At 62.8% G+C, this 13,715-nt stretch carries 12 protein-coding genes; 5 read left to right on the top strand and 7 right to left on the bottom strand.

Translation table 11 applies throughout. The features are described 5' to 3' along the window. The 7 genes from Q0629_RS06900 to Q0629_RS06870 all read right to left on the bottom strand — a co-directional run. A partial coding sequence (locus Q0629_RS06900) for a hypothetical protein (protein ID WP_298780607.1) occupies nucleotides 1–391 on the bottom strand: 391 nt, incomplete at its 3' end. Nucleotides 392–636: 245 nt separating this feature from the next. Continuing rightward, nucleotides 637–1,560, bottom strand: a complete 924-nt coding sequence (locus Q0629_RS06895) for an AraC family transcriptional regulator (protein ID WP_298780604.1) — start codon at nucleotides 1,558–1,560, stop codon at nucleotides 637–639. Between the two features lie 272 nt (nucleotides 1,561–1,832). Further along, complete coding sequence (locus tag Q0629_RS06890) at nucleotides 1,833–2,573, bottom strand: gamma-glutamyl-gamma-aminobutyrate hydrolase family protein (protein WP_298780602.1); 741 nt, start codon at nucleotides 2,571–2,573, stop codon at nucleotides 1,833–1,835. Nucleotides 2,574–2,654: 81 nt separating this feature from the next. Next, complete coding sequence (locus tag Q0629_RS06885; protein WP_298780599.1) at nucleotides 2,655–4,175, bottom strand: hypothetical protein; 1,521 nt, start codon at nucleotides 4,173–4,175, stop codon at nucleotides 2,655–2,657. A gap of 222 nt (nucleotides 4,176–4,397) precedes the next feature. Further along, nucleotides 4,398–5,717, bottom strand: a complete 1,320-nt coding sequence (locus Q0629_RS06880; protein WP_298780597.1) for an NCS2 family permease — start codon at nucleotides 5,715–5,717, stop codon at nucleotides 4,398–4,400. 63 nt (nucleotides 5,718–5,780) lie between these two features. Next, nucleotides 5,781–7,496, bottom strand: coding sequence for an adenine deaminase (gene ade / locus Q0629_RS06875; RefSeq protein ID WP_298780595.1), 1,716 nt, complete (start codon nucleotides 7,494–7,496; stop codon nucleotides 5,781–5,783). Between the two features lie 60 nt (nucleotides 7,497–7,556). Then, nucleotides 7,557–9,200: a nucleoside kinase gene (locus Q0629_RS06870; protein WP_298780593.1), complete on the bottom strand. Its 1,644-nt coding sequence runs from the start codon at nucleotides 9,198–9,200 to the stop codon at nucleotides 7,557–7,559. A gap of 426 nt (nucleotides 9,201–9,626) precedes the next feature. Here Q0629_RS06870 and Q0629_RS06865 point away from each other — a divergent pair, with 426 nt between their 5' ends. From Q0629_RS06865 to Q0629_RS06845, 5 genes are all read left to right on the top strand, one after another. Then, complete coding sequence (locus Q0629_RS06865) at nucleotides 9,627–10,118, top strand: zinc ribbon domain-containing protein (RefSeq protein WP_298780591.1); 492 nt, start codon at nucleotides 9,627–9,629, stop codon at nucleotides 10,116–10,118. A 371-nt stretch (nucleotides 10,119–10,489) separates the two neighbouring features. Further along, complete coding sequence (locus Q0629_RS06860; protein WP_298780589.1) at nucleotides 10,490–10,825, top strand: hypothetical protein; 336 nt, start codon at nucleotides 10,490–10,492, stop codon at nucleotides 10,823–10,825. Between the two features lie 28 nt (nucleotides 10,826–10,853). Further along, nucleotides 10,854–11,444, top strand: a complete 591-nt coding sequence (locus Q0629_RS06855; RefSeq protein WP_298780587.1) for a hypothetical protein — start codon at nucleotides 10,854–10,856, stop codon at nucleotides 11,442–11,444. After that, a complete protein-coding gene (locus tag Q0629_RS06850; protein ID WP_298780585.1) occupies nucleotides 11,354–12,703 on the top strand; it encodes a tetratricopeptide repeat protein in 1,350 nt (449 codons plus the stop codon). The genes Q0629_RS06855 and Q0629_RS06850 overlap by 91 nt, the downstream gene beginning before the upstream one ends. After that, entirely contained in the window at nucleotides 12,669–13,172 is a 504-nt protein-coding gene (locus tag Q0629_RS06845) for a tetratricopeptide repeat protein (RefSeq protein ID WP_298780583.1), read from the top strand. The genes Q0629_RS06850 and Q0629_RS06845 overlap by 35 nt, the downstream gene beginning before the upstream one ends. Nucleotides 13,173–13,715 lie beyond the last annotated feature (543 nt).

The following is a 13,715-nucleotide window of genomic DNA, read 5'->3' as shown; positions in this document are numbered from 1 at the left end:
GCTCCAGTTTCAGCACAAGCTTTCCCGTATCGCCCGGTTTCGTCCCGGCCGAGAACCCGAAGGCTCCCTCGTGGTTGGGAACCCCCACCTGGTAGTCGAGACCGGCAGAGGAATCTTTCTGTATCTCGTTGGGCCACTTGAGGGCGAAGACGCCCTCTTGGCGCGTTCCCACCACATCGACCGACGCGCCGAGGAACATCTCGGAAAAGCCCTTCACCGTGAGGTCGGTACCCCCTTCGGTGCTTACATCTCCCGACTCCAACGTCGAAGCCGTGTATTCGATGAAGAAGTAGATGTCCTTAGGGATAGCAGCCGAAGCCGGCTTACCCTCAAACGTGATGGCGGCCAGAGCCAACACAAACAGCACCGACACGACCTTGAACTGCCTCAAACGCTTTGTCATGACGAACAACACTTCCTTTCCTCTTTGAGCTTTCGGCGCGCCTCAACCGCGCTACGGATGGCGAACATGTCTGAGCCCCCTCCGCCCGCTTTCCGATTCCCTCTCCTACCGAAAGATGTTCGCGGAACTCCCGGAACGTTCCCTCCCTGTACAAGCCCCTACTGTCAGGATATCACGTTGCCTTGGAAAAGGCTGTTCCGTTATTGGCCCTTTCCTGTTCCGTTATTGACTTTTTAGGAGGAAACCCTGGAGGTCCGGGAGGCTTCATCGAGGGATTTTTGGCGGTATTCGGTGGGGGAGAGCCCGGTTTTCTGGCGGAACACACGCGCGAAGTGGCTGGGGTTAGGAAATCCGCAGAGCTCCCCCACTTCGGCGATGGTGCATCGGGGGTCCTTCAGGATATCCATCGCGCGGTGGATGCGGATCACCATCTGAAACTGACGGGGCGTCATGCCCGTGTGATCTCGAAACTTGCGCAGGGCGGTAAACTTGTTGACATGAACGATTTGGGAAACCTCCGAGAGGGGGCAGGGGGCGCTGTGTTCGCTCAGGTGGTCAACGGCCCGGGCCAGCTCTGCGTCACCTGGGACGCGCTGTTTCGTGGCCGCCGCGGTGAAATGGAGCCTGCGGATGAGGCAGACGGCAAGCTGCGTGACGATGCAGTCAACCGTCACTCCGGAACCGATGCCGGGGCTACCTCTTCTGCCCCCTCCGTACTCGACGAAGAATGTGTGCATCAGGGCCTTGAGCTCGGTGTCGTAGGGGATCAGGTCGTTCTTGAAAACCGTGTCGGGACTGCCGCGCAGGGTACGGCACATCTTTTGGAAGAAGGCATAGCGGAAGTAGAGGCTGATGAAGGAAACGTTGGGGATCGGCTCGGTCACCGCGTGGGACTGACTGCCGTTGACGGGGTAGATGGAGCCGGCTGGGACGAAGATGGGGTGTCCATCCCGCGTCCCGCCCCGAACCGGGGAGAGGGCGATGAAGAACTGCACGCTCTCGTGCCGGTAGCTGTTGGGCAGCATACAGACCGGCCTGCGGCTCACGATCACGGTCAGGTTGTTCGTCCTGAAGAACCCCAGGTAGGGGTTGTTTCCGATGAACTCGCGGAACGGCACCCAGGGGCGGGGGACCTTCTCGGAGAGGTTGTCCTTCATCGCGTTATCCCTCCTCGATACAAGCCTCCAGCCAAAAACACAGGCAAAATTTTTAACGTGAAGTTGGGACAGATTTTGCGCGTTTTCCGTCGCACCGGACGGGCGCAAGGCCAGAGTCAGCTTAACCCGTGCAACGATGGGCTTGCTCCCCGATCAGGCCATCACAACCTGCGGATTTGGGCTCCAACCCTTTTCATTTTCAAAGCCGGCGAGATCGTCAGTCCCCCCTTCGGGGAGCCTTCCGGCTGCCGTTCGCTGGCGCTCACGGGCCGTCAGTCCCCCCTTCGGGCCGCGACACGGGCTGTCAGGTCCTGAAACAGAGCGTTCATCACGGGGACGGAGTCGATCAGGTCCTCCGGGTGCCATTGGGTGGCGACGATCAACCCGTCGGCGCTCTCGATGGCCTCCACGATTCCATCCTCCGCCTGAGCGGAAACGATCAGGCCCTTTCCCAGCGCCTTGACGGACTGGTGGTGCAGGCTGTTCACCGGCACGGCCTCCTGCCCCAGAAGTCGGGCCAGCCGGGTGCCCGGAACGACGCGCGCCGTCTGGGTGACGACGTGGCGCTTCTCCGTCTGAACGTGCGTCAGGTGGTCCTCCCCCCGCTCGCCGATGTCCTGGTACAGGCTGCCGCCGCAGGCGACGTTCAAAAGCTGGGCCCCCCGGCAGATGCCGAGCATGGGAACCTGCCGTTCCATAGCGTATCGCGCGGCGTGAAACCAACATTCGTCGAGGGCGCGATCGACCTCCCCCAGCTTCTCGTGCGGGGCCTCCCCATAGTAGGCGGGGTCCACGTCGTCCCCGCCGGGGAACAGCAGCCCGTCGCACGCCTCAAGAAGGGGGTCCATCAGGCTCAGGTCGCTGACGAAGGGCAGGATGACGGGGACGCCGCCGTTGTTCGCCACGGAGCGGACGCAGGTGTCGTTCGTAAAGCTGCGGCGCATGACGCTCCCAGAGGTGGAAGACGTCGTAACCAGGATGTTGCCCAGAATTCCAATGATCGGCTTTGCCATGTTAAGTCCTCCCCGCCCGCGATGGGCCGCTCCCATACCTCAGCTCGATGCCCCGCCCGCCTCGTCCTGCGAGCGTCGGGCCTACGGCCTGCCGCGCATCTCCGCGATGGCCCGCTCCAACTCGTCCGCGGCGCTGCCGAACGAGGTCTGCCGTCGGGGCTCGGACGCCGCCGGAGCATCTTCTGCAGCTCTCTCCGCTTCAACTCCCTGTCCCGTTGGGACTTTCCCAGCGTGCCCCGTTGGGGCGTTCTCAACGGACCCTGATGGGGCCGATTCCTCGACAGCCCTCGACGCAACGGCCTCCTCGACGGACGCCGGCGCCTCAGCCGGTGCCGTGGGCGCCAGCAAGAACGGCGTCGGCTCGGCCTCTGCGGGCGCTGCCTCCTGCGACAGCGCCTCTCGCTGCGATCTCTGGCCGTCGGGCTGGGAGGGGCGTTGGGCGGCCTCCTTCCGGCGCTGTGCCGAGGGACGCGCCGCAGGAGGCGTCCCCTGAAGGGCGGCCATGGGCTCCAGGTTCAGGACCGCCGTGGTGGTCAGCTCCAGCGCGTCCTGCTGCAGCGCGAAGTCGGGCTGATAGCGGCGGATGAGGGACAATCCGCGCCCGTCGCCCCGGGCGGCTCCCAGCAGTTGAAAGACTTTCATCAATCGGAAGTTGCGGCAGGCGCTCTCGCCCCGGTGCTGCGTCCGCATCAGGCCGGGGTTTTTGAAGCGGGCGGCGGCCGGTCCGCCCCTTAAAAGCACCGTCACGTCCCCGGCGTCGTAGTCCGCGTGCAGAAGCGCGTTGATGAAGCACTCGCGGAAGGCTGCGGCGCAGGCCGGGGAGAGGCTGCGGGTGAGGCGGGGCATCAGGTCGGAGTACGCCTTCCAGAGGTTGCGCACCTCCAGGGCCTCGCTCTCGGCGTTGCCCTTGCGGACCTCCGCCCGGACGCGCGTGGCCCTGCGGCCCAGCATGAGGTTCCCCGCCTGGGTGACGGCGCCGCCTGAGAGGACCTGCGCGCGGGCCAGGAACGCCTCAAGGGGCAGTTCCGACCACTCCGGCCGGCGCTGGACCACCGCGGAGCGGAAGGAGGCAACGCTCTCCTCGTGAAGGTCGTCGAGGCTCATGCCGCGGACGGGGCGGTCGTCCTTCAGCCTTTCGAGGGCATCCAGTCCCAGGCGGAAGCGCGCTCCGACGCCCGACAGGAAGCCCACGCCCTCCGTGCGGCGCCAGGTCCCGCGGACATAGTCCTGCCCGACGCACACGGGACGCTCGTGCCACTCGGCCGGCAGGACGCGGGCCAGCAGGATCAGCGCCGGGTCTTGCAGCACGTGGAAGGTGACGGAGAGCGTCGCGCTGAAGGTCCGGCCGTTCCCGCAGTCGGCCGCGAGTTGGTCGCGCAGCGCGTCGGGGCTTCGGAGCCCCCGCGGCGCGGCGCGGCCCTCCTCCTCAAGCCACTCCGCCCCTAGGACGACCCAGCCTCCGGCGCCGTTGGCCATGCCGCAGGCCGTGGGGGCAAAGAGGGGAAGCTCCTCCACGGTCAAAAATTGGCGGTCCTCGTTCGCCGTCCGAGCCAAAAATTCGTCGAACGTCGAAAATCCGGCGGCCGCCCTATCTCTCTTCATCTCCACGAAAAACTGCACGGACGATCTCCCATTCTCTGACGAAAAAAGTTTCTCCACCGGCGAAAGCGCGCTCTTGAGCGCCGATGGAGGTCCGACGATACCTGGCGTCTATTATCCATGAAAGCGCAGGGAAGGGCAAGGGGCCGCGCTCTGGGCGCCGTCAAAAAAACTCCCCCTTGCGGGGGAGTTGAGGATGTCGGGGCCGAAACGCCACGGGCCGGCTCAGGAGAGGAGCTCCTTCAGGGTGAAGAGGATGGCCAAAAAGGTCATGAGGCCGCTCACGTCGCGGAACTTGCCAGACAAGCTCTTGACGAGCACGTAGGAGACGACGCCGAACTCGATGCCCGTCGCGATGCTGTAGGTCAGGGGCATCATCGTGAAGCCCAGGATCGCGGGGAAGATGTCCGTCCACTCGCTGTAATCCAGGTCCCGGAGGCTCATCATCATGTAGACGCCCACCAGGATCAGAGCGGGGGCCGTGGCGCAGCCCGGAACGATGCCCACGATGGGCGTGAAGAAGATGGCGGCGATGAAGAGGACGGCGGTAACGACGGAGCTAAGGCCCGTTCGCCCTCCCTGGGCCACCCCGCTGGAGCTCTCGACGTAGGAGGTGACGGTGGAGGTCCCCAGGATCGCGCCGGCGACGGTGCCGATCGCGTCGGCCATGAGGGCACCCTTCGCCCTGGGCAGTCGGCCCTCCTCGTCCAGCAGCCCGCTGCGGCTGCAGACGCCCACCAGCGTCCCCACGGTGTCGAAGAAGTCCACGAAGAAGAAGGTGAACACCACGACCCAGAAGTCCGGCTCGCGGACGAGGGAGAAGTCCATCTTCCAGAACAGCGGCGCGATGGAGGGCGGCGTCGAAACGAACGTTTCGGGCAGCGTCGTGATCCCGAAGGCGGCAGCAAGGACGGTGACGGCCAGGATGCCGATCAGGAGGGAGCCGGGGACGCGGTGGGCGGTGAGCACGGCCATCAGGAGCAGCCCGACGATGGCAAGGAGCGCCGGGACGTTTTCGCCGATCTCTCCCAGGGCGATGAGGGTCGCGTCGTTGTGGACGACGATGCCGACGCTCTGCATCCCGATGAAGGCGATGAAGAAGCCGATGCCCGCCGAAATGCCGATCTTGAGCGCCTTGGGGATGGTGTTGACCACCATCTCGCGGACGCGGGTCAGCGTCAGCAGGATGAAGATCGCGCCCTCGATGAACACGGCAGCCAGGGCCATCTGCCAGGTGACGGGAGCCCCGTTGATCTGCATTCCCAGCACGACGGTGTAGGTGAAGAAGGCGTTGAGCCCCATGCCCGGCGCCAGCCCGATGGGGTAGTTGGCCAGCACGGCCATCAGGAACGTGGCGAGCGCCGAGCTGAGGCAGGTGACCACTGCCAGCGCGTCGAAGTCCATGCCCGTCTTGCTCAGAATGGCCGGGTTGACGAAGACGATGTAGGACATGGTGACGAAGGTGGTCAGGCCGGCCAGAAACTCCGTGCGGACGGAGCTCCCCGCTTCCCTGACGTGGAACGTGCGATCCAGAAACGACATCATGATCAAGACACCCCTTATAAGAGATAAGTTTGGAACGGCGGCCGCGCACCCCTGCTGTGGAGCTTAGTCGCCCTTGGAAAAGAGGGGCTGAAGTCCGCCCCTCACGATATCGACGTACCCCTGATCCGTGATGCGGAGGTTGGGGATGACGGAGAGGCACAGGAAGGACAGGGCCATGAACGGGTGGGGCAGCTGCAGGCCCAGCTGCTCCGCCTCCCACTCCAGGTCCTCCAGAGCGCGGGCGACGCCCTTGGCGTCCAGGTAGGTCATCAGGCCGCCGATGGGCAGAGGAAGGCTGCCGCGCACGGCCTCTCCCTCCGCGAGGACCAGGCCGCCGCCCGTTTCGCACAGGCGCCCCAGCGCCGTGACGATGGACCGGTCGTCCATGCCGGCGGCCACGAAGTTGTGCGCGTCGTGGGCCACGGACGAGGCGATGGCGCCGCGCTGCATCCCGAATCCCGTGACGAAGCCGACGGCAAAGCGTCCCGTGCCGTGGTGGCGCTCCATCACGACGATCTTGGCGAGGTCGCGGGACGGGTCGGGGACGGCGTTCCCCTCCGACACGAGCGGGGGCATCCGCCGCGATCCGGTGATGATCTCGCCCGGCCTCATCTCGATGACGTTCATCGTTTCACCCTCGGCGGGGACGCGAAGCTGCTCCTCGGTGAGGGGCATCGTCTGCGCCGCGTGGGGCAGGGGGATGGAGCGCGCCTGCGCACCCTTGACCGCGACGCCGTCCTGGACGACGGCGCGCCCGTCCTTCCAGACATGCTTCACGTTGAAGCTCGCCAGGTCATCGACCAGCACGAGGTCCGCCCGGCGTCCGGGCGCGATGCCCCCCCGGTCCCACAGGCGGAAGTAGTCCGCCGGCGAGAGCGTCGTCATGCGGAGGGCCACGAGGGGGTCTACACCCTCCTCGATCATGATGCGCAGCTTGGCGTCCATGTGCCCCGTGTCCCGGATGTAGCGCGCCGTGGCGTCGTCCGTCACGACCATGCAGCGCGCGGCCAGGAGCGGGTTCTCCTTCAGCAGGGGGAGGAGCGCCCGCAGGTTGGGGAAGGAGGCGCCCTCGCGCATCATCACCCACATGCCGCGCCGCAGCTTCTCTCGCGCCTCCTCAAGGCCCACGCACTCGTGGTCCGACGAAACGCCCGACGTGAGGTAGGCGTTCAGGTCCTTTCCAAAAACGCCCGGAGCGTGGCCCGTCAGGACGACGTCGCCCGCCGCCGCCACCTTGCCCCACACGTCCGGGTCCCCCTCGATGAGCGCGGGGTAGTTCATCACCTCTCCCAGGTGGGTGCACCACCCCTCCTGAAGCATCTCCCGAACGGCCATCATGTCCAGCTCATCTCTGGGCGTTTCAAATCCGGATGCGGGGACGCAGGAGGGCGCGCCCAGGAAGACGTCCACGGCCAGTCCGCGGCTCGCCAGGTACATGTAGCGGACGCCGGGAAGCCCCAGGGCGTTCGCTATCTCGTGGGGGTCCGCCATGACGGTGGTCGTCCCGTGGACCACCACGGCGTCCGCGAAGGCCGCCGGCGCCATCAGGCTGCTTTCGATGTGGACGTGCCCGTCGATCAGGCCGGGGACCAGGACGGCCCCCTCCGCGTCCAGGACGCGGTGCCCCTCGTAGCCCCTGCCGACGCCCGCGATTCGGTCCCCGCAGACGGCGACGTCGACCTCCTCGTACTCCATGGTAAAGACGTTCGCGACGCGGGCCCCCCGGATCACGAGGTCCGCAGGCTGGCTGCCCCTGGCGACTGCTAGCAGGGCGTTCATCGTGTTATAGCCTCCAAAATGCGGGCCGGAGCGCAGGGCGTCCGGGGACGCAGGTTTTTGTCATACGTCAAGGCAACTGCCTCCAATGAACTCGCGGATGACGGAGTTGTTGGGGATGCCCTCGTTTTGGATGGCGGGGACGAAGCGCAGGATGTTCAGGAGGCGCAGCGCCTCGCTGAAGACGGGAGAGCGCTCGTCCACCGTGTGCAACAGGGGCTCGACGTAGCTCTTCAGGACGCCCAGCTCGTAGGGCATCGCGGAGTTGAAGGTCGCGTTTGCCCGGCTCTGGTAGGGGAAGATGTAACGCATGGAGCCGCGGATGACCTTGGGGTACACCTCAAGGGTCACCTGCGCGGACTTGCCCCGCGTGCGGTAGTCGCGGATGATGCGCCGCAGCAGGCGGTTGTCGCCCGTGCTGGCGCGGTTGTGCGGGTCGATGCAGATGCTCGTCAGGGGGGAAACGAAGATGCCGTAACGGCTCTTCTCCGGCAGCATGGCCAGGATGCGGTCATTCAGCCCGTGGATGCCCTCCATGATGAGCACGTCCGCCTCCCCCAGCCGGATGACCTTTCCGGGTTCCTTGTGTCCGGTGATGAAATTGTAGCGCGGCGTGACGACCTCCTCGCCCGCCAGGATGCGCGTCAGGTTCTCCTGGAGCATCTCCAGGTCCAGCGCCTCCAGCCTCTCGTAGTCGTACTCCCCCTTCTCGTCGCGGGGGGAGTCCTCCCGCTCCTTGAAGAAGTTGTCCAGGGGCAGCGTCACGGGGTTCTTGCCGCAGACCATGAGCTGCACCTTCAGCCGCTCGGAGAACGTCGTCTTGCCGGACCCCGACGGCCCCGCGATGGTGATCGCCTTCACGGGCTTCGAGGCGATGTCCTTAGCGATGCTGCCCAGGCGCTGGGAGTGAAAGGCCTCCGCGATGAGGATCAGCTCCTGCACCTTCCCCTCCGCCACGCAGCGGTGCAGGCTCGTGAGGTAGTTGAGGTTCATCACCTCAAGCCAGTGGGCGTAGTCGAAGAAGATGCTGGCCAGCGAGGCGTCCGCCTGGAAGGGGGGAACACCCTCCGGCGTATCGACGGTGGGGAACTGAAGCACCAGCCCACGGTCGAACAGCAGGAGGTCGAAGGTGCGCAGGAGCCCCGTGGAGGGGGCCATGGTCCCGCAGAAGTAGCCGTAGCGCGAGCTGCAGCGGTAGGCCTCCACCGGGTCCAGGTTGGCCCGCACGAAGAGGTCCGCGATCTCAGGCTCTCCCTGCTCCTGAAAGATGCGTTTTGCCTTGTCGATGGGCAGGATCTTGCGCGTGATGGGCAGGTCCTCGTGGACCATCTCGCTCATGGCGGCGTGCAGCTTGTAGACGTCGGACTGCGTCACGGGGCCGTCCTCCAGCTCCCAGTAGTGCCCCTCCCCGATGGAGTGGCGCAGGATGGCCTTGCGGTTCAGCGTCTTCTCGCAGGCGATGACCAGCAGGAAGTCCAGGGAGCGCTGATAGATGCGCAGCCCGTCGGGCGACGTGGTCAGGATGAACTCCACCTTCGCGTCGTCGTCGATGACCCAGCCCAGCGGCCGGGTGTAGTTGTTCACGCGCCAGGCGATAACTCTCCCCTTCTCGGCGGAGTCGAGGTCCGCCAGCACGTTGTGCCCCGTCACCGGCGTCTCGCTGGTGATGTACTTGTCCTGGTTCAGCACGTGGATGGTAAAGGCCATAGCATTTCCTCCTCACGGTCGAGATCCGCCCTGGCAGCCCTGGCAGAGGGGGCGTCATGTGAGTGCTTTTAGAGAATTATAGCTCATGGCCGGTTTTTTGAAAAACGGCGGGGCCGGAGGGGGCGGGCATCAAAGCGACGCCTCCCCTTTCATAAGTGAGGCGGCAAATCTTTGATTCGCGTAGCCGAACTTAGGAGCTTCATCAGGGGAGGCAGTCGATTGGGTACCGCTTCTCCCGCGTCGCTCTCTCTGCTCCGGCGACGACGGGCTTGAGCCCCGATAAGGCCGTCGTAACCTGTGGATTTGGGTGAAATCCGTGCTATAGACATCCTTGCGAACATCGACTATTATCTTGTAATAACAGGTCTTAAAGGGGCAGAATATTGATATGGAGCCATAAAACACAAGCTGGGGTTATCTGAGGGAGTGAAACAGAACGCCATGAATTGCAGGAGCTGCGGAGCAAAGCTAAACCCCAATGATCGATTTTGCGCCTACTGCGGCAATCTGACTCCCTATGGTGAAAAACAGGATCTGGAAAAACAGCGGGAAGAGGAACGAATCAAACGAGAGAAAGAGAAAAAGGAGCGCGAGGAGTCTGAGAGGGCTTTACGGAAGCAGGAGGAACAAGTTTACCGAAGAAAGGCTCGTTGGGAATTCCTGAAGGCGTTCGCCACCCGGGTCACGGCGCTTGCCGCCCGTTTCATCACCATATTGATTGCGATCGAAGTTGTGCTCCTCATAGGTGCCCTTATTGTCGGCTTTGGAGGCTTCCTCTTAGATACGCTGGTCAATATTATAGCGATCATTGTGACCGTCATCATTTTGGTCGGAGGAGTAATTTTATGTCTGAATTTGGGGGGGTGGGGGATTTTCATCCTATTTGTCCTGTGGCTCATTGGCCAGGGATGCGGCTGATTCTGCCCTCTGTGCTTGCGAGGAGCCTCTTTAATTTGGTTATTGCTCCGCGGAGGTGACGTCATGAAGGGTAAGGCGCTGTGGAGCTGCCGCGCTATGGGCGTTGTCCTGGTGCTTCTGCTGAGCACGGCGGCCTGGGGCAGTTCCGGGCAAGGATATCCGGCCCTCTGGAGGAGCAAATCAAAAAAGCCTGGAACGACACGTCAACAAACAACGGATGAACCCCCGTGAGGCTAAGGGTTGGTAAAAGGAGCAGACCGACTCGTTCTTGTCCGCCCTTTGGAAACGGCAGCGGGAACGCAACCAGAGGGGTACTCCGTATCGTCACGGGTGACCTGGGTATCCCCACACGAAGGGGGTATGACAAAGCTGTGGTCATCCCCCTTTATAACACTGTGCTTATCAGAAATTACGAGCGGTTGCCCTCGCCGCCGGCCTTCTCCCTGGAAACGCTCCAAAGGGACTGGGACCAAAACGGATTTGGGCCTCTTCTGGACGGGATGAGGCTGGAGGAAGCCAAAGAGGATTCAGAAAAAATTCGGTATGAGCTAAAGGCCGCCCTTCGCGATGCAAGCAGCCACACACAGTCCCGCAGGGCGGAGTTTCTGCGTAGCGCGGCGGGGCGTTTCCTGCCCCGGATACTGAACAACCGTTTTGAAGGAGAACTGAAAGGCAAAAATCTGACCCTTACCATTTCAAAACAATGAAGACCGATGGAGAAAAAGAGTAAAAGGTTTGTCGCTTCGCTGCTGGCCGTTGTGCTGTTGTGCGGGATGCTCCCCGCCGGGACGGCGCGGGCACAGGAGCAATTACGACCCGCTGCACACGATGCTGGCTCTGAACATGGCTATCGTGTCCATACACAGGATCGTCACGACACAGGACCGCATCGTCCTGGATCAGGAGTATCAGAACATCATCAACAACCTGAGACTGGGCAGCATCGAGGCCGATTTTGACATCACCTCTCTTTACAGGGAACTGCTGAGTTTCGTCATCCTCAAAACGCTGCGCCAGGAGGAATCAGAGCGATTTCTGAACCGCTACGACCAAAGGGAGAAGGACCAGCTCGTCCGCTCACTCACCGGCATCCGCGCCTACGGAGGGGGAATTCTGAGCTTCCTGGGCAACCTTGCGGTGTCCTGCACTTCGGTCTACTTCGGCTACCAGGACGCGAAGAACGAGCTGCAGGAGGGACTGGACGACGAGCTCTGGCGGCTGAAAAAGAGGAGGACGTGGAGGAGTGCAACAACCTGCAGGAGAGGCTGCTGGACTCGTCATGGCACCTGTTGCGTCAGTATGGGCTGCCGGATGAATACCGACTGATCCAGAAGAACATGGATACGTTCTACAAGGCCGTTCAGGAACCCGAACCGGGGAAACGCCTGCGGATGCTGCAGGCCCTGGAGCCAGATTTCCGCGTCTATCCCCCCTATTGGTTTTTCCGCGGCAGGGCCGCATTGGACGCCGGAGATGCCGAGGCAGGCCGGCGGTGCTTTGAGCAATTCGACGCGGTATGGCGTCCGGTGCTGAAGCAAGATCCCTACAGGCTGGAGGTCGCCAAGCAGCGTGTGCGCGACCGGCTGGAAAATCGAGCGCCTACGGGAGAGGTCCTGAGAGAGCTCGATATCGCCAGGGAGCATACGCCTCGCGAGGATTGGGCGGACAATCTCTTTGTGGGCGCCGCGTACTTCGCCTTGGGCGAGAAGGCCAGAGCGGCAGAGTGCATCGAACGCAATGTCGATTTTGGCTACGAAACGGAGATCAGCGGCCCCGTGCTGAACGCAATGTGGCAGGGACGCTCCGACTGGGCCTCGATCCTACCAGCAGAGCTGTTCTCCCTGACAGAAAGGAAGGAAACGTCATCGGACACTGCACCCGTTCAGGCCATGAATCGGGATGAGCTCGTCGCCGCCACACAGGACAAGGAGGCCGCGGCCGCCCTGGCCGACTATTTCGAGGGGCGCGAGGAAAAGGCGGCCGAGGTCCTGGAGCGCCTGAGCAAAAACTCCAAAAACCCGGCGGTATTCCATGCCCTGTGCCTGATTGAAGAGAGGCGTGCGCAGGCTCCTAAGGAGTATGCCAAGGTCTATCAATGGAAAGATCAGCGTAACGTCCTACTGGAAGAATATGGTGAGGCCTTCAGAGAGCTCCTTCCTCTAGCGGAACATTGCAGTGAGAACGGAAGCGTCGCCGCGCAAGTTTTCCTGGGAGATTTATATCGAATGGGTTGGGGCGTCGAGCAAGACCTGCAGAAGGCCCTGAGCCTGTTCACGAAACCCGCAGAGCAGGGCGACACCTACGCTCAGAGCTGTGTGGGCGCCATTTATAATTCCTTGCGGGACTACAGAAAAGCCGCGGAGTGGTATCGCAAGGCCGCCGATCAGGGGTTGCCCGATGCTCAGAATGCGTTGGGCTTTTTATACGACATGGGCGAGGGCGTTGAGCAGGACTACAGAAAGGCCGCGGAGTGGTACCGCAAGGCCGCCGAGCAGGGACACCCCATGGCTCAGAGCAAGCTGCACGTTTTATACTACGAAGGCAAGGACGTTGAGTGGTGGTGGGGCCGCAAGGCGACAGACTAGGGATCGCCCGAGGCTCAGAATCATTTGGGCAATTTATAACAGCGGCGAGGGCGTCGTCCAGAGCTACGAAAAGGCCGCCGAGTGGTACCGCAAAGCCGCAGATCAGGGATACCACTGGGCTCAGGACAACCTAGGCGATTTATACCGTGACGGTAAAGGCGTTCCTCAAAGCGACTTAGCGGCCGCGGAGTGGTACCGCAAAGCCGCAGACCAGGGAAACAAGTATTCTCAGCTCCAGATGGGCAACCTTCTTATGAACACCTGGAAAGACCTTAAGACAGCTTATAAGTGGTACTACCTTGCCTATCTGAATGGACACGAAGATGCACAGGGCAAGTTGAACGACATCGAGGGCAAGGGTTTGATTTGGAATTCGGCCCCCAAGATCCCTGTGGCGGACATCGAAAGTGCCCGCGCCGAGGCCCAGGAGATGTACGAGAAGCAGAAAAAACGTAATTTCAACCCCTAGCACAAGAGGGCCACGGGGTCTGCGATAAAGGCGGCCTCCCACTATGGGGAGGCCACCTTTTAATCCGGTTTTAGACGGGCAGATGAGTGAGAACGCAGTGGCCGTTGAACTTCACGCCCCAAGCCCATCATTGCTTTGACAAACGACCTTCACGGGCCAGATTGGCTCAGAGCGCACAGCTTCCGAGCTTATCGATTAGAACGCCCTCCCGGCAAAGGAGGGTTAGAGGGGTATTGGGCGCAAGAAGCAACCCCTCCAGCCCAGCTAAGGAAGCACGTTTTTCAGCCCCCCTGCAAGGGGGGCTGCCCCGAAGGGGCTGGGGGGTGTTATTGAGCGTGAAGACAACCCCTCCGCCCCGCTGCGGAATCGTTCAGTCCCCGGTCAGGCTCCAGCCCACGGACTCGTTCTGCAGCGTCCAGAGCCGCGCGTACAGCCCGCCGCGCTCCAGGAGCTCCGCATGGCGGCCCTGGTCCACCACGCGCCCCGAGTCCATCACCACGATGTTGTCCGCGTTCTGGGTCGTGCGCAGCTTGTGGGCGATCA

This window comes from uncultured Fretibacterium sp. (assembly GCF_938030725.1).
Taxonomy (GTDB): domain Bacteria; phylum Synergistota; class Synergistia; order Synergistales; family Aminobacteriaceae; genus Fretibacterium.
Note: the sequence above shows the minus strand (reverse complement) of the source record. Positions and strands in the feature narration are given on the sequence as shown.

Coding starts and splice junctions, on each gene's coding strand:
- Q0629_RS06895 (WP_298780604.1), bottom strand. CDS start 1,560: ATGAAGGACAACCTCTCCGAGAAGGTCCCCCGCCCCTGGGTGCCGTTC.
- Q0629_RS06890 (WP_298780602.1), bottom strand. CDS start 2,573: ATGGCAAAGCCGATCATTGGAATTCTGGGCAACATCCTGGTTACGACG.
- Q0629_RS06885 (WP_298780599.1), bottom strand. CDS start 4,175: ATGAAGAGAGATAGGGCGGCCGCCGGATTTTCGACGTTCGACGAATTT.
- Q0629_RS06880 (WP_298780597.1), bottom strand. CDS start 5,717: ATGATGTCGTTTCTGGATCGCACGTTCCACGTCAGGGAAGCGGGGAGC.
- ade (WP_298780595.1), bottom strand. CDS start 7,496: ATGAACGCCCTGCTAGCAGTCGCCAGGGGCAGCCAGCCTGCGGACCTC.
- Q0629_RS06870 (WP_298780593.1), bottom strand. CDS start 9,200: ATGGCCTTTACCATCCACGTGCTGAACCAGGACAAGTACATCACCAGC.